Origin of the sequence: Paenibacillus sp. GYB006, assembly GCF_036577645.1 — a bacterium.
Lineage (GTDB): Bacteria > Bacillota > Bacilli > Paenibacillales > Paenibacillaceae > Paenibacillus.
Genome location: NZ_JARBDA010000001.1, coordinates 409,273 through 435,573, shown reverse-complemented (window position 1 = coordinate 435,573; position 26,301 = coordinate 409,273). Strand labels below are relative to the sequence as shown.

Annotated in this window: 23 protein-coding genes; 6 read left to right on the top strand and 17 right to left on the bottom strand. The window is 42.1% G+C overall.

Annotation, left to right across the window (positions count from 1 at the left end):
* Positions 1 to 4: 4 nt before the first annotated feature.
* Positions 5 to 865, bottom strand: coding sequence for an ABC transporter permease (locus PV403_RS02210; protein ID WP_332083786.1), 861 nt, complete (start codon positions 863 to 865; stop codon positions 5 to 7).
* Between the two features lie 235 nt (positions 866 to 1,100).
* On the opposite strand from PV403_RS02210, the gene PV403_RS02205 reads away from it, so the two are divergent.
* On the top strand, positions 1,101 to 2,810 hold the full coding sequence (locus PV403_RS02205; protein ID WP_332083463.1) for a sensor histidine kinase: 1,710 nt from the start codon (positions 1,101 to 1,103) through the stop codon (positions 2,808 to 2,810).
* Positions 2,811 to 2,821: 11 nt separating this feature from the next.
* The gene (locus PV403_RS02200; protein WP_332083462.1) at positions 2,822 to 4,462 is read left to right on the top strand and encodes a response regulator transcription factor; all 1,641 of its coding nucleotides are present in this window, start codon (positions 2,822 to 2,824) and stop codon (positions 4,460 to 4,462) included.
* Positions 4,463 to 4,617: 155 nt separating this feature from the next.
* On the opposite strand, the gene PV403_RS02195 is transcribed toward PV403_RS02200, so the two are convergent.
* The 5 genes from PV403_RS02195 to PV403_RS02175 form a co-directional block, all read right to left on the bottom strand.
* Positions 4,618 to 6,306, bottom strand: coding sequence for an extracellular solute-binding protein (locus PV403_RS02195; protein ID WP_442951728.1), 1,689 nt, complete (start codon positions 6,304 to 6,306; stop codon positions 4,618 to 4,620).
* Between the two features lie 209 nt (positions 6,307 to 6,515).
* Positions 6,516 to 7,229 carry a beta-glucanase gene (gene bglS, locus PV403_RS02190; protein ID WP_213531963.1) on the bottom strand — a complete coding sequence of 238 codons (714 nt, stop codon included), beginning with the start codon at positions 7,227 to 7,229 and terminating at the stop codon, positions 6,516 to 6,518.
* A 307-nt stretch (positions 7,230 to 7,536) separates the two neighbouring features.
* Positions 7,537 to 9,006, bottom strand: a complete 1,470-nt coding sequence (locus PV403_RS02185) for an N-acetylmuramoyl-L-alanine amidase family protein (protein WP_332083460.1) — start codon at positions 9,004 to 9,006, stop codon at positions 7,537 to 7,539.
* A gap of 216 nt (positions 9,007 to 9,222) precedes the next feature.
* Entirely contained in the window at positions 9,223 to 9,645 is a 423-nt protein-coding gene (locus PV403_RS02180) for a VanZ family protein (protein ID WP_332083459.1), read from the bottom strand.
* A gap of 19 nt (positions 9,646 to 9,664) precedes the next feature.
* Positions 9,665 to 10,516 carry a GNAT family N-acetyltransferase gene (locus tag PV403_RS02175; RefSeq protein ID WP_332083458.1) on the bottom strand — a complete coding sequence of 284 codons (852 nt, stop codon included), beginning with the start codon at positions 10,514 to 10,516 and terminating at the stop codon, positions 9,665 to 9,667.
* 175 nt (positions 10,517 to 10,691) lie between these two features.
* Here PV403_RS02175 and PV403_RS02170 point away from each other — a divergent pair, with 175 nt between their 5' ends.
* Complete coding sequence (locus PV403_RS02170; protein ID WP_332083457.1) at positions 10,692 to 12,122, top strand: amino acid permease; 1,431 nt, start codon at positions 10,692 to 10,694, stop codon at positions 12,120 to 12,122.
* On the opposite strand, the gene PV403_RS02165 is transcribed toward PV403_RS02170, so the two are convergent.
* The 11 genes from PV403_RS02165 to PV403_RS02115 form a co-directional block, all read right to left on the bottom strand.
* Positions 12,103 to 12,735: a LysE family transporter gene (locus PV403_RS02165; RefSeq protein ID WP_213531958.1), complete on the bottom strand. Its 633-nt coding sequence runs from the start codon at positions 12,733 to 12,735 to the stop codon at positions 12,103 to 12,105. The two genes, PV403_RS02170 and PV403_RS02165, sit on opposite strands and share 20 nt — an antisense overlap.
* A 107-nt stretch (positions 12,736 to 12,842) precedes the next feature.
* On the bottom strand, positions 12,843 to 13,331 hold the full coding sequence (locus PV403_RS02160) for an NUDIX domain-containing protein (protein WP_213531957.1): 489 nt from the start codon (positions 13,329 to 13,331) through the stop codon (positions 12,843 to 12,845).
* A 214-nt stretch (positions 13,332 to 13,545) separates the two neighbouring features.
* Entirely contained in the window at positions 13,546 to 14,331 is a 786-nt protein-coding gene (locus tag PV403_RS02155) for a Cof-type HAD-IIB family hydrolase (protein ID WP_213531956.1), read from the bottom strand.
* 43 nt (positions 14,332 to 14,374) lie between these two features.
* Positions 14,375 to 15,031 (bottom strand): ribonuclease H, encoded by a 657-nt coding sequence (gene rnhA, locus PV403_RS02150; protein ID WP_213531955.1) that lies wholly within the window; start codon positions 15,029 to 15,031, stop codon positions 14,375 to 14,377.
* 220 nt (positions 15,032 to 15,251) lie between these two features.
* Complete coding sequence (locus tag PV403_RS02145) at positions 15,252 to 15,728, bottom strand: NUDIX domain-containing protein (protein ID WP_332083455.1); 477 nt, start codon at positions 15,726 to 15,728, stop codon at positions 15,252 to 15,254.
* 635 nt (positions 15,729 to 16,363) lie between these two features.
* Positions 16,364 to 16,696: an SdpI family protein gene (locus tag PV403_RS02140; protein WP_191797666.1), complete on the bottom strand. Its 333-nt coding sequence runs from the start codon at positions 16,694 to 16,696 to the stop codon at positions 16,364 to 16,366.
* Positions 16,697 to 16,732: 36 nt separating this feature from the next.
* Positions 16,733 to 17,077, bottom strand: a complete 345-nt coding sequence (locus tag PV403_RS02135) for a n-acetylglutamate synthase (RefSeq protein WP_332083454.1) — start codon at positions 17,075 to 17,077, stop codon at positions 16,733 to 16,735.
* 40 nt (positions 17,078 to 17,117) lie between these two features.
* Entirely contained in the window at positions 17,118 to 17,555 is a 438-nt protein-coding gene (locus PV403_RS02130; RefSeq protein ID WP_332083453.1) for a GNAT family N-acetyltransferase, read from the bottom strand.
* 40 nt (positions 17,556 to 17,595) lie between these two features.
* Positions 17,596 to 18,318, bottom strand: coding sequence for an FAD-dependent thymidylate synthase (gene thyX, locus PV403_RS02125; RefSeq protein WP_332083452.1), 723 nt, complete (start codon positions 18,316 to 18,318; stop codon positions 17,596 to 17,598).
* Between the two features lie 152 nt (positions 18,319 to 18,470).
* Positions 18,471 to 18,752 carry a DUF6171 family protein gene (locus PV403_RS02120; RefSeq protein ID WP_332083451.1) on the bottom strand — a complete coding sequence of 94 codons (282 nt, stop codon included), beginning with the start codon at positions 18,750 to 18,752 and terminating at the stop codon, positions 18,471 to 18,473.
* 9 nt (positions 18,753 to 18,761) lie between these two features.
* Complete coding sequence (locus tag PV403_RS02115) at positions 18,762 to 20,255, bottom strand: alpha-N-arabinofuranosidase (protein ID WP_332083450.1); 1,494 nt, start codon at positions 20,253 to 20,255, stop codon at positions 18,762 to 18,764.
* A gap of 390 nt (positions 20,256 to 20,645) precedes the next feature.
* On the opposite strand from PV403_RS02115, the gene PV403_RS02110 reads away from it, so the two are divergent.
* The 3 genes from PV403_RS02110 to PV403_RS02100 all read left to right on the top strand — a co-directional run bounded on the left by PV403_RS02110 (position 20,646) and on the right by PV403_RS02100 (position 26,261).
* The gene (locus tag PV403_RS02110; RefSeq protein WP_332083449.1) at positions 20,646 to 22,382 is read left to right on the top strand and encodes an ABC transporter ATP-binding protein; all 1,737 of its coding nucleotides are present in this window, start codon (positions 20,646 to 20,648) and stop codon (positions 22,380 to 22,382) included.
* Positions 22,375 to 24,168, top strand: coding sequence for an ABC transporter ATP-binding protein (locus PV403_RS02105; RefSeq protein ID WP_332083448.1), 1,794 nt, complete (start codon positions 22,375 to 22,377; stop codon positions 24,166 to 24,168). The genes PV403_RS02110 and PV403_RS02105 overlap by 8 nt, the downstream gene beginning before the upstream one ends.
* Before the next feature lie 107 nt (positions 24,169 to 24,275).
* Positions 24,276 to 26,261 carry an FUSC family protein gene (locus tag PV403_RS02100; protein ID WP_332083447.1) on the top strand — a complete coding sequence of 662 codons (1,986 nt, stop codon included), beginning with the start codon at positions 24,276 to 24,278 and terminating at the stop codon, positions 26,259 to 26,261.
* Positions 26,262 to 26,301: the final 40 nt, after the last annotated feature.

The window sequence follows — 26,301 nt, the reverse complement described above, 5'->3', positions numbered from 1 at the left end:
CTCTCTAAAAAACTCTATAGTTGGCTAGTTTGTAAGCTAATCTGTACGATACTACAATCAAAATAGTTGCTACCACAGATTTGAATAATCCTACCGCTGTAGCAAAACTCATCTTCCCGTTCAAGATCCCCAGTCGATAAACAAAAGTATCAATAATATCTCCTTTGTCATACACAAGCGGATTGTACAGGTTGAAAACTTGGTCAAAACCAGCATTTAGAATGTTACCAATGGAAAGCGTCATAAGCACAATTGTGATCGGCATCAATGCTGGAACCGTAATGTGCAGCGTCTGTTTGAACCGGTTAGCCCCGTCCACTTCAGCCGCTTCATAAAGCGCCGGGTTAATCCCTGCGAGAGAGGCAAGAAAGACGATCGTTCCAAAACCAAATTCCTTCCAGACGTCGCTGACGATCAGCGTTACCCGAAACCATGTACCATCTCCAAGGAAAAAGATCGGTTCCCCTCCAAGTGCTACGATAAGCTGATTCACAATCCCTCCTTGCGGGGACAAGATGTCAAGTAAAATCCCGCCGAGTATGACCCACGAGAGGAAATGCGGTAGATAAACCAGCGTTTGGCTCACTCTTTTAAAACCAACCAGTCGTACTTCATTTAATAAAATGGCAAACAACAAAGGGGCAATCAGCCCTGCCACAATCTTAAAAAAGGCAATAAAGAGTGTATTCCAAACGACTTGACCAACGTCAGGATATAAAAACAGGTATCTGAAGTTGTCCCACCCTACCCATTCAGATCCTGAAAATCCAAGGTATGGTTTGTAATCTTGAAAAGCGATGACAATTCCGCCCATCGGTATGTACTGAAACACCAGCGCGAGTAATACGGCTGGAATGAGCATCATATGCAATGGCCAGTTCCGCTGCAAATTCCAGCGCTGTCTCACCCTGGTAGAACGCTGTTTATGCGTTGTTTTTAAAGTATGTTCCTTCACCCCTGCATCCCCCATGTTCTAATTTTTATGTTTTACAAGTTAACCCAAACTTGTATAGTAAAATTATAACAATGGGATTTTGCGATCTATATCCTAATATTGCAAGAATGATATGAATATTTTAACGAGATGAGGAGGCAGAGCTTTGCTGAACCGCTTAAATGTTTTTACTAAAATTGCATTGTTAGTTGTGATCCTGCTTATCCTGGTTTTGTTCCTCTATACCTACTCGAATAGAGAAAGCGTAAGAGTCATTGAACATGAAATTCAGAACAACACGAAGAATCAGCTGTCGACTTTTGCAGAATCCGTGGAGTCCAACATTTATCAGTTGTCCCTTTACGGGATGTCGATTGGGCAGGATTCCAGTATTCAGGAGTATCAACGCCCCGACTACAAAGATATTCCCTATGAGCGTACCAAAGCGGGAAGTGCCATTCTAGAGAAGATGAATCTGTATAATGCAGCAAGCAAATGGCATTCGACCATTACCTTGTACTTCCCCCGTATGGAAAAAGTGATATCAACTGACTATTATGCATACATACCTTACAGAGAAAATGAGTTTACAGAACCACTCTCGCAGTCCTGGACCTACAACGACAATCAATTTATCTGGCATACTACCGATCCGACGACAGCGATGAGCAATCCTAGTAAGGCCAAATTGATTACCAAAATTAGTTTTCCAGTTCACCATCTCAAATTGCTGCTCAATCAGAATAAGTTAAACAACAAAGGCGACCCTTTTATGTTTCATCCTGAATTCGGCTTAATTAGCAACAGCACGGAGAAAAGTACCCTGAAATCCATCCTGCCTTCACTGCAAAATGCACAACTGCAAGCTAGAGGCGGGTTCAGAACTACACTGGATGGAACCGAATACTACGTCTCCTATATTCAATCCAAGAGTCTCGGTTGGTACTATGTGGATTATGTGCCCATGCAGCAAATATTAAAGCCGATTACGATCAGTCGTAACCTGTTCTATGCCTCTATCGCAGTCTTAATCGTGATGAGTATCCTAGTTCTGTATACGCTCTTTCGCAGTGTTCAGGTCCCTCTTCTTCAACTGGTGAGAGGAACAAATCGCTTGTCCACCGGGGACTTTTCCGTGCGACTGAATCACACTGCACATAACGAATTTAGCCTCTTGTTCGCTAGGTTCAACATCATGGCGCAGCGTATTCAGGAGTTAATCGAAAATGTGTACGAGGAGAAACTACGAAGACGTGAAGCAACCCTGAAGCAGCTGCAATCCCAGATCAATCCACATTTTCTCTATAACTGCTTGTTCTATATCAAAAATATGGCGAGAATGAAAAATGAAAAAGCGGTGGTGGCCATGGCACTAAATTTGGGAGAATACTACCGTTACATAACAAGATCGGAAAATGACATGGCAACAATACGAGAAGAATTAGCAATGGTGAAAAATTATCTTGAAATCCAATCGCTTAGACTAGAACGTATGCATTTTACAATCGACGTTTCCCATGCTATTTTAGATAAAAGGGTACCCAGGTTGACCCTCCAGCCTATTATTGAGAACGCTGTCATTCACGGACTCGAGCCTAAAGCAGAGAACGGGGAAATCAGAATTTATGGGGACTGCAAAGATGATGTATATACGCTTACGGTGGAAGACAGTGGACTTGGCATGTCAGACAAACAGCTTGATCAAATGAAATATGATCTCCTTAAACCGCTGGATGAGAATATGGGCTGCGGCACGTGGAATGTTCATCAGCGTTTATCTTTTCTATACGGTGAAGGAGCAGGTCTGACCTATCATCATTCTTCACTCGGCGGGGTTAAAGTTGATATCATATGGCACGACAATACTAACAAGTAGGTGAACTACCCATGCTACAAATATTATTAGTGGATGATGAACGTTCAGTGGTCGAGACGCTGGCGGAGACCATTCCTTGGGAAAGCTGTGGGATTGGCACTGTCCATGAAGCATTATCGGGAAAATTGGCGCTTGAAATGATGGAAAACCATGACATCGATATTGTGATCAGCGATATTCGTATGCCTGAAATATCTGGCATTGCACTGATTACGGAGATTCATAAAAGATGGCCCCATGTACAAACTATTCTGCTGTCAGGTCATGCCGATTTTGAATATGCAAAGCAGGCGATGGCCCAAGAAAGCTTTGATTATCTACTCAAGCCTGTAAGTGACGAAGACCTGATTGAATCCGTCCAACGTCTCGTGAGTAGAATTCAGAATAAATGGGAAACCGCGGCTTCTTATCAAAGAGCACTCAACGCGTTTCAGGATAATCTGCCACTACTGCAATCTACGATGCTCCATGAGCTGCTCACTGGCAAAACCTATGATCAAAAGACACTGACAGATAAACTTGAGCTACTAGAACTTCCCTATACGATAGGAGAAGATTTAGCAATGTTGATTATTCGTATGGAAGAACATTTTTCCGAAATGGGCAGCAGCGATATTGCACTCATGGAATATGCCATCTGTAATATCATTAATGAAGTTGTGCAAGATTATTTTCATATCTGGCATACCCGAGATGTTCATGATTATATCGTTGTCCTGGTAAGTGTGAAGGATCCAAGCAAGATGTTCTCGAATAAACACGAGACTCCTCAGACGATGCTAGAACATTATGCTGCCCAGATTCAAACGAATGTTCAGGCGTACTTAAAGGGAGCGATCTCGATTTCCGTTTCCCATTGGGGAGAGTTTCCGAGTGAGATCGGTGAAATATATGAGAGATTAGTTATATCCATGCGTAAGTGGATGGGACAAGTCCAAGGATTGTTCGTTACCGCTTCCGACGAAAAAAATGTGCCCTCTCTTCATACGATCAGGTCGCTTTATAAACCGCCTACTTTAATAAGTCTGTTAGAAGCTGGACGTTTTCAAGATGCAGAACTGAAGATCGAGCAGATCTTTGAGGAGCTGCTGCATTCAAACGAATATCATGATATCGCAGAGTCAACGATTGAAGTGTATTACGCTTTAGCGGGTGCATTTACTTATATCATACATAAAAATGGGAAACAGCTCTCTTCCATTCTACCAGTGGAGTCCTATCGTTACTTTCAAGCTCCTAGCTATTCGACGACAAAGCAATTAATGGACTGGTCTATCCGAACGCTGCATTACATCCGTGATGACGCAGAACAAGAGCTGAAGGACAATCACAGCACGATTGTTCGCAGTGTACAAAGTTTTGTCGATCTCCATCTGGCTTCCGATGTGTCCCTGCCGGCAATTGCTGACCATGTACACCTGCATCCTGTCTATTTGTCCAAAGTCTATAAAGCAGAGACGGGAGAAGCACTTACAGCCTACGTCTACCGTTTAAGAATGGAGAAGGCAGCGTATTACTTACGAACTTCAACTGCCAAGATTTTTGAAATTTCAGAGCTCGTCGGTTACAACAATACCGCCTACTTTATTCGTGTATTCAAGAAATACTATGACGTTACTCCGCAGGAATATCGCGAAAGTCTGCCCGTTTAAAGATGAATCGAGATTAGATTAGATTCCACCCGTTACTTCTATTTTAACGAAATTGCTAAAAGGCATTGTCGGAGTTTTCCCGACAATGCCTTTTGCGATTTCAATCTTTTGATAAAATATTGCAGTTTATGTGTAGTCTAACTTCCGTGCAGTTCTTACTTTCCGCTCTGAACGGACTGATACCATTCGTTTACTTCTTGCGTCATCTGATCCCCGCCTGAAGACTTCCACTTCTCTACGAAGGAGTCAAAGGCATCAATTGAAGATTTACCATAAATGATTTGTGAGAATGTATCCTTCTCCATCTTGGTCAGAATATCATTATTCATCTGCATCGTCATCGTGGGCGCACCAGTAAACATCTGTTTAAGAGAGATATCCTTTTGATCCAGAACAAGTTTCGCTGCTTCCAGCATCGCTGTTGGAACACTTGCATCTAACTTTTTCTCAAATGGCGTTGATGGCGTCTCACCATTTGCCAGCTTCGCCAGTGTATTCATGCTAAGACTTGGAATCCGTGCCCCATCAAAGGCCACCGTGTATTTCTCAGGAGCATAACCTTCAGTCAGACTTGGATCCGTTGATGGTTTGCCGTCAACCATAACATAATCGTATCCTTCAGCAAATCCATATTCGAATTCACCGCCTGCTTGTGGGTTAGCAAAATTCTCAAACAGATAATTTTGATAGGTGAAAAATGCTTCTGGATTCTCCATGTCTTTATTAATTAGAACAACACCATTCTCATTCGGCGTACCACGTCTGCCCGCTTGGCCATCAGGACCAGAAGGAATAGGATATGCCTTAAATTCAGCATCTGGATCGTTTTTCTTCACGTCCTCCAGTGGCCAAGTTGGCATCCAGTGAGGTCCAACCACAATCCCTGCCTTGCCGGCAGTGAATTCTTCAGCAGCCTTCGTCTCGTCGTATACGCCTACTTCCTCTGGGATATACCCTTTGCTCATCCAACTTTGTAATGTTGCGAGTGCCTGTTTTGCTCCTGGTGTCACTGAACCGTATTCAAGTTTTCCATCCTCTGTAAGATTCCATTGGTTTGGCATCGTGCCATATGCTCCAAAGACCCATCCAGCATCCGACATCCAGGTGTTTACCCAGTTTTTGAATCCAATGGTCAATCCGAATGTATCCTTTTTACCATTCCCATCTGGGTCTTGATTTGTAAACGCATCCATAACAACTTCAAGATCAGCCAATGTCTCCGGACCTTTCAGATTAAGCTTTTTCAGCCAATCCTCCCGAATCCACATCACTGGGTCACCATTATAGGAATAATCGAGAATCGGGATACCAATCCGTTTGCCGTCTTGCATATATGGATACCAAACGGAAGGATCTTCGTTAATAGCATCTTTCCATGTATCGTTGGCATATTTATCAAATAACTCGCCTGCATCAACAAACATCCCGGATTCAATCAACTCACGCACCAAATTAAATTCACCACGATAAGAGATAATATCCGGCATTTGTGCATTAGAAGCAAGGGATAGACGAAGCTTCGTCTCGAATGCATTATTGGTAGATGGAGAAACCCATTCATTTTTCAGCTCAATGCCGAGCTTCTCCTTCGCCCATTTGGTATGAACATTGTTATCCTGATCCTCGCCTGTCTTAAACGTAACGTCTGGACCCCAAGGCCGTAGATAGCTAATTGTCACTGGCGGATCGTATTTCCCGTCTTTAAGCTCCAAAGGTGCAGATGGAGTGCTTGGTTCAGCTTCCTTGTTCCCCCCATTGCCGCATCCACTCAGTACCGCAGTTAGGGCCAGCATCCCTACCATTACCATACTGCCTATTCTTCTTTTTTTATTTGTGTCCAACATTGCTTCCCCCAGTCTATGTAATGTTGCTTACAGAGTTAATCATAATGAATGATAGATACATATGCCCATACTAATATTGCAACATTTATTGCATTAATTTAGGATATTTGAAATTGAATACATATATTGGATAAGTGATACTTGGTTGAACCCGGTTATGATGAAAAATCAAAAGCAGCCAGTGACGGCTGCCTTTATTACTTGCCTCTCTAGTTACTCGTATATCGAACCCAATCATATTCTGCAGACAATGGATTGGCACCGTTATAAGATCCTAACCATTCATCAACCCCTGTTCCGTTCCAAATATTCATCATAATTTTGCCAGGTGTTTTGGGGATATTGCTGGTTGCTGTATGTTTTAATACTCCATCCACATACCATTTGATATGTCCTGGCTGCCAGTCGAAAGCATACGTATGAAATCCTTGTGATGCATCAAACCCTAAATTGATAATCTTCTCATGATTACCAACCCCATTTGTATAATAATTAAACTGTACTTTTGTTGTATCTTTACCTAAGAATTCAATATCAATCTCATCCCATTGTGTTCCATGAGCAGGTCCGGTATAAGTGAAAAAAGAGGAGACGATCCCAGGATTCTTAGCGGGTTTCATACTGACTTCATAAAGCCCGTATCCGTAATTATTGGTGGAACGATACTCACCGCAATCAAACTTATTTTGAGCAGAACTGGTTAAACCAAGCTTGAGTTTACCATCACTTGTAAAATTAACATTGTTTGCTCGCCAAGTGCAGTTGAACATTCCACCGTTAGAGTACCCATCTGCCTTCTGCCATGTGTTTGAGTTGAAATAGCTTAACGGTTCCCAGAAAACATAACCTGCAAATGCGCTTACCGAGGAAAATAAAGAAATCATCATAACCACCACCAACGTGTACCAAGTCTTCCTTTTCATCCACACACACCTCCTGAGAAATTTCAAACACGTGTTAAAAACAACTTATAAAGCGCTTACATGTTTGTTGTTATCATTCTATATGGATTTGGATGAGTTAAAAATAACAAAATCTAAAGAAAAGATATTCATTTCTAAACATAGCGGCCTAAAATATAGCTCTTATCCTTCGCTTACGATAAGGAAATTACATTGCTAAAACAAAAAAAGCCGCGAATTCGCGACTTCTTCTGCCTGTAGGATCATATCCTCCTCTAATCCACACTTTCGATATTCATAATCAATCCTTCATTCTTATGATGATAAGTTATAAGTTCAAATACTCTTTAATGCCATCAACAATGCCCTGGGCAACACGGTTCTGAAAATCTTCTTTAAACATAGCGGCTTCCTCTGTCTTGTTAGAAAGGAAACCAATCTCCAGTAGTGCAGCCGGCATTTTTGTATTTCTTAATACCGATAAATTACCTGATTTCACTTTACGGTCTTTAAAACCCGTTGCACTAACCAAATGTTTATGAACAATCGTAGCTAAAGCTTTATCTTGATTTTTGTAATAAAACGTTTCTGTCCCGCTTGCTGATGAACCGGCAGAGTTGGCATGGATGGAGATGAACACATCCGCTCCGAGGTCATTCGCTACCTTCGCACGACCTGTTAAAGAAACAAATGTATCATCATCTCTGGTAAGAATTACATCAACGCCCGATTCTTTTTTAAGTAATGCCTCTACCTTCAAGATCAGACTGAGGTTTAAGTCTTTCTCTAATTTGCCTGTGACTCCTACTGCACCAGAATCATGATCTCCATGACCTGCATCTAAAACAATGACTTTGTTGCCGTTATTTTCGTCAGGGTTCGTCGTGTTCGGCGGTATGACAGGAGTTGTTCCCGGATTCTCGGTACTTGGTGTAGATGTTGAATCTGAATTTAAGTCGAGTACTAGTAAGCTTGTCCCTTCTTGCGTCACATGGTATCCAGAGGACTGTGTTAAATCGATAACAATACGGACGGTTGAAGGTTTATCACTGAACAGAGAGTATCTGACTTTAGATACAACCGGGTAATCAGTAACTTCTAAAGTACCTGCTCCCTGCTGATTCAGATCTTGTCCATACGTTGAACTAAATTTAGTATCAGGCAGATCAATTACAATTCGATCAGGTCCAGTCATCGTGAATACTTTAGGAGTAACTTTACCGCTTGTTGCGATCAGCAGACGATTCTCGCTGAAGCTGAGCCCGCTTATTTCAGTAAGACCACTGGGATTGGTTACCGTACTGCTCTCCCCTTCACTAGGGGTTGTAGGTGAACCCGCTGGAGGCTGACTACCTGCTCCAGATCCACTCTCATCCTCCAAATATACTGTCTTTGTCGTATTGTTCCATTTTACTTTCATTCCGAACTGCTCGCCTATAAAACGCAGCGGAACCAAAGTCGTTCCCTTTCTAAGGACGGGCGCATTGTCCAGCTTTACGGATTGATTATCAACCGTAGCATTTTTATTATTTACGACCATTTTAATGGTGGAGCCATTTTGTTCTATAGTAACGGTGCCTGTTTTTTGTTCCCACTTTACGCCATAGCCAAGTTCTTCTGCCACCATACGGATTGGAATCATGACAGATTTATTAATAATCTCGACTTTCGTATCCCCCGTCGTTCCAAGCTGTTTATCGTTAAGATAAATCTTAGCTTGTCCACCGTCTGCATGACTGAGCCCAGGAATCACCCATAACCCTACAAACAACAACATGAATAGAACAATTTTCTTCAAACCTTCACACATCCTTTTGGTCGTCTAGTAAACTCGCCGGCATCAACATTTTTTTACATTCACTACTATAATGAACGCAGAAATCTGGTAATAGTTGCGTCTTTAATGACCTTTTCTTTTCCAATCTGTCATAAAAATGAAACCTAAAACCCCTTATATATATCGGTTTCTTTACTCTTTTTCTAAATACTGCATTTCTTCTATGTTTCTGACCAATCATGAGATCCATGTTTCATATCGTTTGTATAACATATATCCAACAGAACCACCGATTACGTTCAATAATAGATCATCAATATCTCCGGTTCCCACTCGTAACAAAGTCTGCATACACTCAAGCAAAATGATAAAAGAACTAAAGAATAGAATGAACCTTCCATAGGACCAAGGACGAGACAGCGATGCAGGAATAAGAAAACCAAGCGGGATAAAAACGGCAATGTTTCCAATCAGGTTTATTGCTGAATCAATTACATGATCTAGACTCAGATTCCTCACATAAGCTGAAATCGTATGTAATGGGATTAGATTATAGCGATAGTTATCATGAACATAGCGATGAAATCCGGCAAACATAAAATATAGGAGCATTACTGAATATAGAAAAAGGATCACCCGAAATAAAGTTTGTTGCTTCAACTCTTACATTCCCTTCTTTCTACATAAGGCCGCTCAGAGGCATAAGACTGCTCCAGGTCGATCTTGTGTAACCAAGCTGCATTCCTGCTCGCTGCATATTCCGAAAACTCGAAGACAGATACGAGGCTTGTCCAACGATAAGATTACAACCCTCCAGAACTGCATCTCTCATTCTCCGCTCAATTAACAAGGTTTGAATCCCTCTATTTCGGTATGCCGGCAAGGTAGTTGCAAAGGTCAATGAAGCAGTACTTCCTTGAATATAAGCTGCCGCAGCGCCCACGGGTTCGTTATTATAATAAGCTACATAATACTTCCAACCTTTTCTTCCATGAAGAATACGGTTGTTATCTGCAACATGCTGTTTCCCTGAAATCGGTAATCCTGTTCCTAGACAATGAACCGTAGCATAATCATCAAATTGATGCGAGTTAATTTCTACAATTTGGATATTTTCCTTGTCGCTTGTCTTTTTCTCTAACGAAGAGCTAGTCTCTTTCTTACATTCTGTATATAACGTGGCATGAAAGGAGGATTGGAAAAATCCATGTGTAGTCAGAGATCTAAACAGTGTTGGCTCTGCTCTGAGAGGAGTAATCTCGATATGCGGATTTCGATTCCTGGAGCGATAAAACATCATTATTTCAGGCAAATATGACTCTTCCTCTGAGCCGATTCCTTTCACTGTATTAAACTGAGGCCAAGGCATCTCCCTGCTATAAAAAGCGACAGCTTCTCCAAAATACTGAGTCTCAATGCCCATTGGATTCCCCGGCCGTTCTTCCATTGCCCTCATACGATCAATCATGTATTCCATTTCAGAACGTTCAAGTCGCTGGGCAGTGCTTACTTCAAGTACTTTACCTTGCATGATCTGACACCTTCCCCGTCTTTTTGCTTTATTCGCCTTTTATCTATCATAGTCCAATACCTATATTTTGCCAATTCATTCCGCCTTTTTTATGCAGGAAATTATTCCAGTATCTTTTTGTCCTTCTTTTCTTATATTACAGAGGTAAATATGACATGAATGAGGTACAGAAAACATGGGCGATAATAACAATAATAAGAAACAAGCATCTGAAACAAAAGGTAATTTATCATGGTGGCAACTTTCTTTGCTTGGCGTTGCCGGTACCATCGGAACGGGGTATTTTTTAGGTTCTGCTCTTGCCATTCAGGTGGGTGGTCCATCCGTTTTATTTACTTTTGTACTGGCTGCTCTTGGTACATATTGTGTATTTAATGCACTCGCCGGTATGACAGCTGCTGCACCAGAGCAAGGGTCATTCCGATCCTATGCGAAGAAAGCTTATGGAAAATGGGCTGGATTCAGCAGTGGATGGGGGTATTTTTCTTCAGAATTACTGATTATGGGAAGTCAGCTCACTGCCTTGTCCCTATTTACGAGATTTTGGTTTCCGGCTATCCCAATGTGGGTATTCGCGTCAGTATATGCACTGCTTGGACTCCTGATCATCGTAATTGGTACGAAGTTGTTTGATCCGCTGCAGACTACAGCAGCCATTATCAAACTTTCAGCTATCCTTATGTTCATTGGTCTTGGAGCTGCTGGTTTATTCGGCTGGTTATCCGGCGGAATCAAACCTAATGCCCCGCTTCGTTTAAGCGAGATATTCCCTAACGGAATTACAGGTACATGGGCAGCGTTGCTCTTTTCTTTTTATGCCTTTGGGGGAGTGGAAGTCATGGGGCTTATGGCAATCCGTTTGAAGCAGCCAAAAGAAGCTCCAAAATCGGGCAGAATTATGATAACGGTACTTGCCGTAATCTATGTAACTTCCTTGTTTCTTGTTCTTACCTTGGCGCCTTGGCAGAGATATGGAACTAAAAAGAGTCCATTTATCCAGGCACTAGCCACTTATGAACTTCCTTTTATTCCTCACTTATTTAATGGCGTGCTGATTATTGCTGGTTTCTCGACAATGGTTGCATCCTTATATGCGGTAACGACGATGCTAGTTACCCTTGCCCAAGACAAAGACGCCCCTTCTCTTTTCGGCAGAAAAGTGAAGGAACGTTTTCCTATTTATGCGTATGGATTCAATGCTGTGCTGCTCGGTATTTCGATCCTCACAGCGTTACTCTTGCCTGATACCATCTATGAATCAATCACAACTGCGGCAGGACTCATGCTCCTGTACAATTGGTCCTTCATTCTAATTACCTCAGGCAAACTGCTTAAGCTGACCATTTTTGGACAAATCAAAAGATACGGAGGACTTACTCTTATTCTACTCGCTGTAACAGGAACACTCTTTCATAAGACGGGGAGACCTGGCTTTTGGATCAGCTTTCTGTTTATCGCATGCATTGGTCTCTTAACCCTGTATATGCAGAAAAAAGTATGGACTGCGGATAGGCCCAAACGAACAAAGCCCGACCGCAAGCTGATCCAAAAGTTAAAATCTAATAAATATCGCTTCCCGGGAAGGGTTAAAAAAATAAAGCCTTGACTGCCTGAACACCAAAATATAATCCAAATCCTAATAAGGATAGACCCGAAATTACAGAGATCGTCTTTAAAAGTGTGGGACTTAAATACCGGCGGAAGAAACTGGACATGGTGGCAACGGCTAGGTCCCACATAAAAATACCAAGTATGATGGCAGAACTAAAAATCACTACATGCATTACGCTTCCAGAGCTTGTCTCTTTCGCAAGAACGGAACCATAAATGCCGAGCCAGAATAGAATGGACATCGGATTAAAAAGCGATAACCAAAATCCTGACATCACTGATTTACCCAGAGGTTCTTTATGATCGATTTCCGTTTCCTTGATCTGACCGGTGCTAAGAATACTTTCTATTCCTGTGTACGAAAGCACAAAAAAACCAAACAACCATAAAAACGTTTGAATAAAGGGAGCATCTAGTAAATGGACGACTCCCAAATACACTAATAGCATGTACAATAGATCAGCAAGCACTGCGCCAAGTCCGAAAAACCAGGAATGAAAGAATCCACGTCTGATTCCAATGTTGAGCTGGGCAGCATTGAGCGGACCAATGGGTGCAGCAATGGAAACCCCAAGCAGTATGTAACCCAAAAAAGCACTTGTAATCATACAGCCTCCTCCTTCCTTGAATAAAAAGACAACCTATTGTTCATCTTATTCAAGAAGGAAGGCATGTACGACAACAAAGTGAATGAGAGAAAAATTAAGAGGGTAACTTAATCACGCACAACTCTATGTTTTAGATAATATTTAAGACCTGCTCTATCTACATTACTAAACTGCAGTGGATTCTGATCGATCATCGTACGAAGACTTTGCAACGTTTTCCATGTAGCTCCCTTTGTCTCGTCCCCTTGTTCTAACAGTTTACCTTCTGCCTTACAGATAAAATACATACCAATGGAATCAACCGGTCCCTTAAGGGTTTGGTATACACAAAAAGGCTCAACACATTCGACCTCGAAGTCTGGATTGATGCCTATCGTATCGATTCTTTTTGAAGCGCCTTCAATCCGAGTAATGGTGAGACCTGTTTCTTCTTGAACTTCTCTAATTAACGCTTTGTGTACGGATTCGAATAGTTCAATTCTTCCACCTGGAAGTTCAAGTGCTTCCTCTCCCGGCTTGTTACGGGTTTGAATGACGAGCTCGGTTCCTTGTTTTCCTTCTCTTTCAATAAAAGCTCTTGCATTAACATAGAACATGAACATCCTCCTCACAGGAAACTCCCAATCCTCTTTCCGATCTTAAGATCAATAATACCATATATATCCTTTTTTACGCATATTGGTTCCCCTATTATGTAATTATCATGTAATTTTTTTGTGTTGAAAATGAAGGCTGCAAGCATAGAAAAAAGGATGGTCCCATGGATCATCCTTTTTCACACCGCTTTGTCCTATATAAACCAAAACCTCACTACAATAACCCGGCATACTCCAAACCTTTACGAATTCCGCTTTCATCAACCGAACTGGTCACATATTTTGCATATGATTTAACCTCATCATTGGCATTCCCCATTGCGATACCCAGCCCTACATAGGACAACATTTCTACATCATTCAGTCCATCGCCAAAAGCAACCACTTCTTCTTTCGATATTCCCAAAACTTTGAGTACCGCCTCAATCCCTTTGGCCTTGGAACCTTCCGCAGGAATTACATCCACAGCATAAGGATGCCATCTAACAAACTGAAGATCCCCAAAACCAGCTTCCTCCGATGTATAGATATGTTCTTCGTGTTCTTGGCAATATAGCAGTGCCTGATAGATCGGCGCTTCTTTCCAATAGGAAGTACGATAACCCGGTACCTCGACACGAAGGGTCTCAAAAGACGTCGCAATAAAATCGTGCTGTTCCGTGTTAGAGAAGCTCGCCTCAGCACCTTGCATTACAATAGGATGATTGTGGCTGAGTGCCGTATTTTCCAGTCTTTCCATTGTTGATTTGGAAATGGGAGTCTTATGAACAGGTTGTCCTTTGTACACCACATATGATCCATTCAGACTGATAAACGAGTCCAGACCAAGCTCTGATAAATATTTTGTAATATAGTAAGGTGCTCTTCCCGTCGCTATAAAAACATCAATTCCACTAGCTTTCAGCTGATTCACCGCTTCAACTGCATCTGCAGGAATAACCTTCTCATCATTCACCAGGGTACCATCTATATCAAAAAACACTGCTTTATAATTAGTCATTCTTATGTTCCCTCCATGATCATCCATATTATGATTTCTCTATTTATTTACGTCCATAATCTGCTTTAATTTCTCCCCACAACTTCGTTTGCCATTTCACGATTTTGTTCTGGTACGTATGTGTTCTGAGCCATTCTTCAGCCCGCTCGACCAAATCCCAAACCTGACGGGTCGAGGCATCTTTTTTCAATGTAGTAGCCGCTTTCTTCTGTCTAACCCATTTCATCGCATTTACTGAGTCGCTATAAATGGTCTTGTTACTTCCTTGTTCTTGAAGATAGGCCAGCGCATGAACAATGGCAAGGAACTCGCCGATATTATTTGTACCATTCGGTATGGGACCTACACTGAACAATACTTCTCCTGTCTTCGTATCCACGCCTTTGTATTCCATAGGGCCTGGGTTTCCCCTAGTTCCTACATCAACCGAGATACTATTGTAGTCAACAGGTTCTATAGGTGCAGCATCAGCAGCTCCATACGTACGCTTGCTAGAACTCCCTGCAGATTTCTGAGCTCCTCCTTGCCCCCAATATCCTTTCCAGCCTGCCGTGTAGGCTTTCTCGGCCTCTGTTTTGGATTCAAATGCCTTGTATTTAGCGCCATTCACTCCGTTAACCTGCTGCTGGCATGCAGGCCAACTTGTATAAATACCCGGGCTTTTCCCTTCCCAAACTACATAATATTTTTGCTTAGCCATGTCCCCTGATTCCCTCCATACTTACCTTTTCACATTACTTTCTACAATACCTTTTCAGAAGAAAAGATGCAAAGTCATCTGTTATTTCAAGACATAAGAAAAGCCTGAGCGTAAGAACCCAGGCTTCATGAGATCAATCCTATTTTTTCATTCGTAAGACTCGGCATATGTACGGCTCCCTGCTCAAACTTATAAGGAACAGAGATGATCTCTACAATAACTAGCTGACGATATGCTTGACACCCTTTCCAACTTCCAACACATGAAGCTCGGGAACGACAAATTCCGGAACAACGTGATGCTGCCTAAGAACATCAAGATCAATCCATTTATATCTATATTCTTTATTTGTACCTGTAAACTCACCATCTTTATTGAAGATCGGATGTGGATATGGAAGTTCCAGAACGAAGAACATTCCCGTCTCATGAACCTGCATATTGGGACCCAGCGGTAAATCGACAATATTCTCAATCATCCATACTTGCTGCTCTTGAATTACAGGTACACCAAGCTGTTCATATATCATCTTAGCGATTGTATACTCAGGTGTATCATCTGCTTCTACACTTCCGCCTGGTAAAAACCAATACGGCTGGTTTTGTTCTCTTTGCAGAAGAACTTTGCCATTCTGAATAATTATTCCTCCTGTAGTTGTGTGATACTCGATGGATTCATGGTTGTAGGATATCATCATCACTATTCCTCCTTAAGTACAGTCCACTTACTCATTTTGGTTTTATTTTGTATACACTAGACTCTTACAATTACTTGTTGATCAGGAATAGCTTTCCCCAATCAGCTCTTACCATGTTCTTAAATGAAGCACAGAATCATAACATACCCGATGTTCGTCTTTTGCTTTTAATGACACAATTTGGTCAAAATATTAACATCGGATTATTTCTGCTTTCTGAGCTGCCGTAAGTCCTATCTGATGGGCATCCGATAGGAAGATATTTTCCATATTTCTCACAGGAAACCTCAGTTCATCCTTCTTATTTCACAGCGGATTTTGTCCGCTTTACTAACTCACACTTTCTATTCAGAATTCAGATAAAACAACGTTCAGTACTATAATAACAAGCTTTAAGAGGAAATAGTTTGATTTTTCGAAAAAATATTTATGAATTTCAATTTTACTGCTGACTTCCTAATTTTTGCTCCTAATTCGTAGTTTATATGGAATAAAAAAGAAGTTATGCGGGCTGCACAACTTCTTAATTCCCTTATATTGTAAACACATATATTTTGTTTATAAATGTCGAAATAGTTCGGTTATTCTGTAATTCTCTTTTATATTGTAAGCGGTTGTAGTTGTATTTCCATGTTTTATTCTAGCTCCTTTAACCTTCTCTCCACCATAACAAATACAAGGAGATGAACGGTCAGAAACACGCCTACCAAAATACCAAGTCCCTGAATACCTTGAACGAATTTGGCAACGATCAATCCAATGATTATAAAAAAGATCCCAACATAAATCATCCACATCGCACTATAACGATTCGCTTCTTCCCACATTCGTTGATTCTGAGTTGACCGATGGGTTCGATATCCAAACAAGCTGTTTATTCGCTTTGGAGGCTTCCATTTCATTACCACACCGATGATAACGGAAATGATCCCTACAAAACTGAACACGACCAGATTATCCAAATCCATGGCTGCCTCCTTCTAATACAACAATACAATCACCTTTCAGACTTCTTGCAGTATAGAACGCCCGCTTGACCGGTCTCCGCTTGTCCATGTCCATTCTTCATGGATGCGTATTTTTCCGCTCTCAAGTAATTCGGGAGTTGAAGTGCATATCCCTGTCATGATCTCATTCTTTTCATTAACATGATGATAACGCATATCCAGAACTCCATCATCCCCCATTGTCGCAATCAGGTGGCCTGCTATAATACCGCCTCCTGCATAATTAGCCCACACGAGGTTCCCGTCCTGAAAATAATGAAAAAGTGTCTCTCGATTGACCTCCCCATTGCCGGAATTCTCCCAAGACGTAAAGATTCGTCCATTGTAATCAATCTTGTTCATCACTGTCAGCCTCCCTATCCTACTTAAGAAATTGTTGACGTCATTCCTTTCCTACAGGATTCATATGAATATCTCGGGAACATATCAAAATATCTCCGCGTCGTGTCCATCCGAGACCCGTCCAGAATGATTGGCCACTCTCATTGGAACCCATCACCATAATATGGGCTCGCTCGATCCCTGCGTCTTGTAATCGGTCCAGACAAGACTGTACAAGGATTTTGGCAATCCCTTGTCCCCGGTATTCCGGCTTGACTGCCAAATGGTATAGATAGCCTCGTCTTCCGTCATGTCCTGCCAGTAGAGTCCCTATGATATCTTCACTCTGAACAGCTACATAACTGAAGCCTTCATTACGTTCCAAATAACTTTCTATGGCTTCCCTGGAATCTGCATTGCTGATACTCATTCCTTCCGTTCTTTTCCATAAAGCAATACACTGCTCATAATCGCGGGCATCCATCTTACGGTATTCCAAGTTCGTTACCTCCTGCCATTCATTTATGTTATGCTCTCTTCTATAACAAAGTTTCTTCCTTATAATGCACCATCTCATTCATTGCTGCCGGGAACAGAGGTTCACTTAAGGAGAGAATTGCTTTCGCATACGCTTGAATCTCCTGTTGGGCATCATGCATAAGCCGCTGATTTAAGAAATGACATACGGATTGCAGCGAAGCTGTCCAATACCAGCGAATATACATCCCGTAAGATGGGAGAAAAAGCCTTGCCTGTTCCGCGCATACCCCTGATTCTAGGGCTGCCTCATATTTTTTTATACCCAGTTCTACATACTCCAGTAACTCTTCACTTAGTTTCGCGCCCTGCTCTATTGGAAGCGCCTCTCCGCTCCCTTGTTTTGAATGTGCGGGTGCTCCTCTCCACTCCTGATGATTTGGAATATAAAACTCGGGTTCTTCTGTTATGTATCTGCGACTCGACTCATTCCACGCATCGAGGCTGTCTCCTGTACCTTCCATATGACTTGAGCCGACTATGTATTTCCACCACTGTCTAGCAACCATCAAGGGTGCGTAGATTTCATATTGCAGTATTACGTGGCGAAAAGGAGAAGTATGTCCTTCTCTTGCTAGAAACCGTATTAGTTTCATATCTCTCTCCGTGAGTTCCACTGACTCTTTGGCATAAGACACTCTTGCCGCATTCGCTATGGTTAGATCAGACCCCATATGATTTACTAGACGAACATAACCTTGATCAAGCACTTTTTCAAAAGACATATCAGCTGCACCCCTTTATTCTAATCCCATTATTTTACTGTATTTCCCAAAAATATGTCTAGCAGTTTCGTATCTTGATCAACTTGATTTTCATGTAAAAAAAGCACCTTCCTCGGAAAGGAAGATGCTTTCATTCTCATTCTTCATTCATATTATCTAAGCCATTTCGGTTCAAAAGGATAGGGACAGGTAGCGCTGGCTACCTTGGCTTTCAAAGGAATGAGACACCCACAGTATTTACAAGTGGTTCCGTATTTAAATCCATCACATGTACGGCAGATCGCTAAACGTTCTTTGTACAGCTCCTGAACAGCCAGTTCTGACATCCCTTGATCAGATGTAACAGTGGACTGTTCCATAACTGCAAGTTGTGATTCGCTGACATGCACACTTGCCGTACAACCTTTGCATTCGTTATCAGCTCTTGATGTCATCCTCTTCCCTTAGCCTCTCTTTGGCACAATCTTAATTACCGCTACGGAAGCAGCAGGCAGTGTGAAACTTACGTTTCCTTGCTCTACTGAGATTCCCTCAAGTTCTTTCGGTGCAACCTGAGTCGGGTTATCAAACGAGTTATGTGCATCCAGCTCATTAGATGAAACCAGCACTTGGCCGCTTACCGCTGCATCTACAATTCCTTGAAGATCAAGTTCTACGTTCAAGGAATCTGCATGGCTAAGATTACAAGCAGATACATGAATATGCCCTTCATGATCTACAGAAGAAGATAGGCTGAGCTGCGGAATTTCCTGATCACCCATTTTATAAGATGGACTTACATATTGAGACTCAAGCAAATGTGCATCCTGGTGAACTTTATACATATCAAAAACATGATATGTCGGTGTGAGTACCATATTAGCACCTTCCGTCAGAATCATTGCTTGCAAGACATTCACGATCTGTGCAATATTCGTCATCGTTACGCGATCGGAGTGTTCATGGAATAAGTTCAGGTTAATTCCCGCTACGAGCGCATCACGTACTGTATTTTGTTGATATAGAAATCCTGGATTTGTTCCTGGCTCTACTTCAAACCAAGTTCCCCATTCATCAATGATCAGTCCTACTTTTTTGTCTGGATCATATTTATCCATAATGGCCGAATGCTTTACAATCAGCTCTTCCATGTATAGAGTAGCTTTCAGTGTTGTGAACCATTCTTCACTTGTGAATCCAGTTGCACTGCCTTTTTTCTCCCATATACCTGTGCCTGTCGTGTAATAATGAAGACTAAGTCCGTTCATGAGATGATGAGCTTCCCGCATGAGGACTTCTGTCCAGTGATAATCCGCTGTATTAGGTCCGCAAGCAATTTTGTATACCGGCTCAGAACTGTAATTACGCACATAAGTGGAATATCTGCGATACAGATCAGCGTAATATTCAGGACGCATGTTCCCGCCGCAGCCCCAGCTCTCATTACCTACACCAAAATACTTCACGTTCCACGGTTCTTCTTGACCGTTCTGTGCACGAAGGCTTGCCATCGGCGACTGTCCGCCGTTATTCATGTACTCTACCCATTGCTGCATCTCATACACTGTACCGCTGCCGACATTACCACAAATATAAGGTTCTGCCCCAATCAGTTCACAGAGTCTCATAAATTCATGCGTACCGAAGTGGTTATTCTCTTCTACTCCGCCCCAGTGGGTGTTGAGCATACGCGGACGGTTCTCACGAGGTCCAATTCCATCTTCCCAGTGGTACTCGTCAGCAAAACAGCCGCCTGGCCAGCGCAGTACAGGTACTTTTAGTTGTTTCAATGCTTCTATTACATCATTTCGGATGCCGTCTGTATTTGGAATGGGTGAATCTTCGCCAACCCATATTCCTTCATAAACACAACGTCCTAAATGTTCAGAAAATTGTCCATAGATATTTTTATTGATTTGGCTTTTTCGTGTCTCCGTATGTACAAGAACTTTTACCATAATAATAACCTCCACCTTATTGAAATGAATGGTTCTTCGCGCGTTCCCTATTGTCATTGAATTAATTAAAATATAAATCCTACTTGCTACTTTTCCTAACAATTACATAATAAACCTAATAGGTTATCTTTGTAAACGCTTTTTTACACAAATAATGAAATAATATTTCAATTAATCCAAATAAAAAACATTGAATCTGAAATACGTATTTTATACATACCGATTCCGGAAGGAATCAATTGACAATATTTCCACCGTGCCTTTAAGTTAAAAACAAGCTTACTTGAATTCATTTCATAATACCTTCAGCCTCTTTAATGAGTAATGAAATTGATTTACATACTAAAATGTCGTCCCTCTATCTCACTTACGAAAGGTGTCCTTATTTTAATGAAGAAACTACTTCCTTTTCTCAAACCCTACTGGGCAGCGAGCTTACTCGCTCCTCTGCTTATGCTGCTCGAAGTTTCCATGGATTTGCTCCAGCCGAGACTCATGGCAAGTATCATAGATGAAGGGATAATGACAAATAATCTTGATCATATTCAGGAAACCGGACTTTTTATGATCGTTGTCGCGCTGATCGGTCTAGTGGGCGGAGCCGGCTGTACGATTTTTTCGAGCATTGCTGCACAGCATTTTGGAAAAGATCTGCGAATTCGATTATTTGAACAGATCCAATCTTTTTCTTTTCGCAATTTGGATGAACGAAAAACCGGCTCGCTCATTACTCGTCTAACGAATGATGTGGTACAGCTGCAAGCTTTTATTCAGATGGTTCTAAGAATCTTTGTCCGTACGCCGCTTCTGCTGATCGGAAGCTTAGCAATGGCAATTATGCTGAGTCCAAATCTAGCGTTCATCTTAGTGGTTTCCGTGCCCGTACTTTTCTTCATCCTCTATCTCTTAACCAAGCGGTCCTTTCCTTTATTTACGAAAATGCAAAGTAAGCTCGATCATGTAAACACCGTTCTTCAAGAAAACTTGTCTGGTGTTCGTGTCATCAAAGCTTTTGTCCGGAGAGATTATGAAGAGCAGCGATTCAACAAAACAAATGACGATTATACCCAGGCAGCGATTCGGGCTAATCGGCTGATGGCACTCAGTATGCCGCTGATGACGCTTGTACTAAATGTAAGTATCGTAGCGGTGCTCTGGTTCGGGGGATTGCAGTATTATCAAGGAAGTCTCGAAATAGGTAAACTGATCGCCTTCATTAACTATGTCACCCAGCTCCTAATGTCGATGCTGATGCTAAGTAACATGCTGGTTTTTGTATCGAGAGCGAAAGTATCTGCAGATCGGGTAAATGAAGTGCTGAGTACATATTCCGAGATTGAGAACCCGATTCATCCAAAACATATGTCCAGTGATAATGAAGGGTCTATCGAGTTCTCTAATGTTAGCTTCTCCTATCATAACCAGGAGGATGACCTCGTCCTCACAGATATCAGTTTCAAAGCAGAAGCGGGTCAAATGGTAGCCATTCTTGGAGCAACAGGTGCTGGAAAAACAACCCTGGTCCATCTCATTCCAAGACTTTACGAAGTATATAGCGGAGAAATATGGGTGGGGGGTGTCCCCATACAGGACTACGATCTGGAGGAGCTAAGAAGCAAGGTTGCCGTAGTGATGCAGCAAGCGATTCTGTTTAGCGGAACGATTCGGGATAATATCCGTTACGGTAATCCTTCAGCCAGTGAGGAACAAATCTTGGCGGCTGCAAAGGCGGCCGAAGCGGCTCCTTTTATCGAACAATTAGAAAAAGGGTATGACACGGTCCTTGGACAAAAAGGGGTGAACCTGTCTGGCGGGCAAAAACAACGGATTTCACTCGCGAGAGCACTCGTTACGGACCCTGCAATACTTATTCTGGACGACAGCACGAGTGCGGTTGATTTAAAGACAGAGGCTAACATACTAAAAGCGATGGAACAACAAAAAAGCAACGTGACCAAGATGATCATCGCACAGCGGATTTCTTCTGTAACAAAAGCAGATCTGATTCTTGTCCTAAACGATGGGATGATTGCAGCTCAAGGAACGCATGAAGAACTTTTGAAGACAAGTTCCGTTTATCAAGACATCTACCGTTCACAGCGCAAGGAGGATATATCCTATGTCTAATCAAATGCGTCCCCGAGTTCCTGTGCATCAAATGCCAAAAGTAAGAGCGAAACATACAGGTCCTACGATAAAACGGCTCTGGAATTACTTAAACAAACAGCGCGCAGCACTGCTCATGGTTTATATTTTCACCGTGCTAAGTTCACTCACTGCTCTACTAGGTCCCTACCTTATTGGGGTAACGATTGATGATTACATTATTCCGAGAGATTATATTGGGCTGATTCAAATCTGCTTGATCATGCTTGCTATTCATTTGTTCGGTGCGGTGGTTACCTGGGTGCAGGCCTATATTATGACCGCCCTCTCCCAGAAAACGGTGCTTCACCTGAGAAAAGATCTGTTTGCAAAATATCAAAAACTGCCGGTTTCATTCTTTGACAAGCGCAGCACTGGAGAACTGATGAGCCGTGCAACGAATGACATAGAGAATGTATCTAATACACTGAATCAGAGTGTTACTCAACTACTGAATAGTATCGTGACACTCATCGGTTCACTTGTAATTATGATTATTTTGGATATACCGCTCACCTTAGTAGCACTGATTAGCATCCCGCTCGCTCTTGTAGTAACCCGGAATATTGCTAAATACACAAAGAGATATTTCAAAGAACAACAGCAACATCTGGGGGATCTCAATGGAATGATTGAAGAAACCATCAGTGGACAAAAAGTGGTGAAACTATACCGTCAGGAAGAAAAAGAAACCCTTCGCTTCAGGGAAATTAGCGAGCGGCTAAATCAGATTGGAATTAAGGCGCAAATTATGTCTGGGATGATGGGACCATTCATGAATGTCATCAACAATCTCAGTTTTGCCCTGATTGCGGCTGTCGGAGGCTGGCTCGTATTCCAAGGTTCAACCCAGGTCGGTATTGTCGTCAGTTTCCTCAGTTACTCTCGTCAATTTGGGCGCCCTATCTCTGAACTAGCAAATCAATATAACCTGATTCAGTCTGCTGTCGCCGGTGCAGAGAGAGTATTTGAGATTATGGATATGAAGACGGAGCACGAAGGCGAACATGGAAAACCGATCACGAATATTCAAGGTGCTGTACGTTTCGATGATGTGTCTTTTCACTATCATGCGGATAAACCTATTTTGCAAAACATAAGCTTTGCTGCACGTCCAGGTGAAAAGATCGCTCTTGTTGGACCCACTGGAGCAGGTAAAACATCGGTCGTAAATCTATTAACCCGTTTCTACGATATTTTGGATGGAGCAATTACGATTGACGATGTAGACATTCGCCAAATCGACAAAGACCATCTTCGCAGGCTGATGGGTATGGTACTTCAGGATGCCCATGTTTTCTCTGGAACGATTCGGGAAAATATCCGCTTTGGCAAACTAGATGCTACGGACCAGGAAATAGAGCAAGCGGCTGTACTCGCGAATGCAGACACATTTATTAAACGACTCCCTCAGGGGTATGACACGATGCTTAGTACGGAAGGCAGCAACCTGAGTCATGGACAGCGGCAATTGTTAACGATCGCGAGAGCCATCCTTGCCGATCCGGCTATTCTTATACTGGATGAGGCGACAAGCAGTGTAGATACAAGAACCGAAATGCATATTCAAGAGGCAATGAAGCTACTTATGCAAGGGAGAACCAGCTTTGTTATCGCCCACCGGCTAAGTACGATTCAGGATGCAGATACCATTCTTTACCTTGAGCATGGACGTCTTGTAGAACAAGGGACACATGAGGAATTACTAGCAGCAAAAGGTTCTTATTATGAGTTGTACCACAGTCAGTTTCAACAAGTTGTATCCTAATAGACGATTGCTGATGCAAGTTTAAACTCCGAGGTCTTGTGGTAAATAGAGTTTTTGACTGAAAACCTATATTTGAATTACCCATGACTAAAGAGGTGCCATATCATTTGGATTTAAACAAGCAATCAATACCCAAAACAAGAACTTACATCGCACAGCATCTAAAAAAAGCTTTTCGTATCAATAAAGTCCCGGTTCCTTGGGGACCGGCTGTTATTGCGGGGCTTAGCACCGGCATTCCTCTGCTAACCGGTATCATCTTACATGAACCGGGGCTTGGAATGCTGGCAACAACGGGTGCTTTTGTGAATGTATATATGAGGGATGAAACCGCAAGACAGCGCTTTGTGAAACTGAGCTGTATTCTGTTAGGGCTTGCTTTAAGTATTATGCTGGGCACCCTTGCGGCTCCTTCTTTACTTGCAAGTGCAGCTGCCATTAGTTTTATTGGTGCGGCAGCTACTTTTTTGTGTGGAATAACAGGCGTCCTGCTTCCCGCAGGATATATGTTTGTTCTCGTATGCGGTATGGCGATCAGCCTTCCCGCAGATCCAGGATTATTCGCCTATCGGGGGCTGATTGTGCTCCTTGGCGGCATTCCTGCACTCCTATTATGTATGATTCCCCTAGTGTTTCATCGTTATGGACCTGAGAAAAGGATGCTGTCTTCCCTGTATCAGAAACTTGCAACTATGCTTGAGTCTTTGAATACGAGCGACTATCCGCTTCTTCGCTTGGAGACGGGGGAACTTCTTCAGCAAACGAAAAAGAAAATTTATAAAAGTATGGTATCCCGAAGAAAAGAGAATCGCTCCCTTCAGCAAATCTACGAGATTACAGAGGCTGCGGATCAGTTATTTTGGGCTATTGTGTCTATAGAAGATCAACAAATATCCGTTCCTGCTGTCTATCCACGTATGCTGAGAACGATATCCCGTACATTACCTAAACGATCTTCAACTTTGACTGTGGATCGGCAAGTTTTCGGCAAAATAAAGAAAGAAGATCATTTTGAATCTGGCTTACAGGAAGCATTTCTATACATGATGGAAGCCATTAAGAACCCTTCTCCCAAACTTGAAGTGTCCAATCGTTCGCTAAAAGAAGCGATTGGTACCAGGTGGAGTATTCGAGGTCTGTATCACTATACAACAATCTTCTCTGCCTCTATGAAAATGGGGGTGCTCGTTCTTGTTTCTTATGGAGTGGCGAGTATGATTCAGGCACCGCATCCTTCCTGGGTTCCGATCGGATGCGCTTCTGTCCTAATCGCCGCTACAGCAACGGCCAGTATATATCGCGGAATTCAGCTTATGATCGGTACATGCTTAGGAGGATTACTCGCATCCCTGCTGTTATTCTTAGAACCCACAAACCTTGTGATTGTACTGAGTGTTGCTCTCATGCAATTCATTATTAAAACGCTGGCTGTCAAAAACTATGCTCTTGCTGCGGTATTCATTACGCCGATCTCTCTTCTGCTCGTATCACTGGCACATCCGGTAGATTCACCGCTTGCCTTTGTAAATGTAAGAATTATAGACATCTTGCTTGGTTGTTCGCTTGGTTTAGCCGGGATGCTTGTACTGTCACCTCATTCTGCTTCAAAACGGCTGGATCGGACTTTTGCTGCCGCTTTGGATGCCCAAGCCAAGCTGCTCAAGACTTATGCAAAAAATCAACATAACCAAGAAATTAAGATCTTATCCAATATCGTACTTCGGTCGTTAAAAAGAACCAGTACCTTATATGATCAAGCTTTTAATGAAATTACACATCGTCCATACCATGTGGAAGAAGACTTTCCTATACTGATTCGCGTTCAAAAAGTGGGTTATCTTACAATTCACATAATTAGGAATGAGCAACTAAAAGAAAATAAAGAGAAACTACTTGCATGCAGCAAACTGCTGACAGACATGTCAGCTTATTTTAAAACAACACCTATTTCCTACAAAGGAAGAATAAAATTGAATCAGAATCTTGGCGTTTCTTCTTTAATAGAGGACAAGTCTATCCCGCTCTTCACTGCAGTCATGGATCTTTATCAGGAGATTCTGTCAGCAGAGACGAATATGAATCCAACCCATTGATGCACAAACCAATTGATGCACAAAAAAAATAATCCCACAT

Coding starts and splice junctions, on each gene's coding strand:
- PV403_RS02210 (WP_332083786.1), bottom strand. CDS start 865: ATGATGCTCATTCCAGCCGTATTACTCGCGCTGGTGTTTCAGTACATA.
- PV403_RS02200 (WP_332083462.1), top strand. CDS start 2,822: ATGCTACAAATATTATTAGTGGATGATGAACGTTCAGTGGTCGAGACG.
- PV403_RS02195 (WP_442951728.1), bottom strand. CDS start 6,306: ATGTTGGACACAAATAAAAAAAGAAGAATAGGCAGTATGGTAATGGTA.
- bglS (WP_213531963.1), bottom strand. CDS start 7,229: ATGAAAAGGAAGACTTGGTACACGTTGGTGGTGGTTATGATGATTTCT.
- PV403_RS02175 (WP_332083458.1), bottom strand. CDS start 10,516: ATGCAAGGTAAAGTACTTGAAGTAAGCACTGCCCAGCGACTTGAACGT.
- PV403_RS02170 (WP_332083457.1), top strand. CDS start 10,692: ATGGGCGATAATAACAATAATAAGAAACAAGCATCTGAAACAAAAGGT.
- PV403_RS02165 (WP_213531958.1), bottom strand. CDS start 12,735: ATGATTACAAGTGCTTTTTTGGGTTACATACTGCTTGGGGTTTCCATT.
- PV403_RS02160 (WP_213531957.1), bottom strand. CDS start 13,331: ATGTTCTATGTTAATGCAAGAGCTTTTATTGAAAGAGAAGGAAAACAA.
- PV403_RS02155 (WP_213531956.1), bottom strand. CDS start 14,331: ATGACTAATTATAAAGCAGTGTTTTTTGATATAGATGGTACCCTGGTG.
- rnhA (WP_213531955.1), bottom strand. CDS start 15,031: ATGGCTAAGCAAAAATATTATGTAGTTTGGGAAGGGAAAAGCCCGGGT.
- PV403_RS02145 (WP_332083455.1), bottom strand. CDS start 15,728: ATGATGATATCCTACAACCATGAATCCATCGAGTATCACACAACTACA.
- PV403_RS02140 (WP_191797666.1), bottom strand. CDS start 16,696: ATGGATTTGGATAATCTGGTCGTGTTCAGTTTTGTAGGGATCATTTCC.
- PV403_RS02135 (WP_332083454.1), bottom strand. CDS start 17,077: ATGAACAAGATTGATTACAATGGACGAATCTTTACGTCTTGGGAGAAT.
- thyX (WP_332083452.1), bottom strand. CDS start 18,318: ATGTCTTTTGAAAAAGTGCTTGATCAAGGTTATGTTCGTCTAGTAAAT.
- PV403_RS02120 (WP_332083451.1), bottom strand. CDS start 18,752: ATGACATCAAGAGCTGATAACGAATGCAAAGGTTGTACGGCAAGTGTG.
- PV403_RS02115 (WP_332083450.1), bottom strand. CDS start 20,255: ATGGTAAAAGTTCTTGTACATACGGAGACACGAAAAAGCCAAATCAAT.
- PV403_RS02110 (WP_332083449.1), top strand. CDS start 20,646: ATGAAGAAACTACTTCCTTTTCTCAAACCCTACTGGGCAGCGAGCTTA.
- PV403_RS02105 (WP_332083448.1), top strand. CDS start 22,375: ATGTCTAATCAAATGCGTCCCCGAGTTCCTGTGCATCAAATGCCAAAA.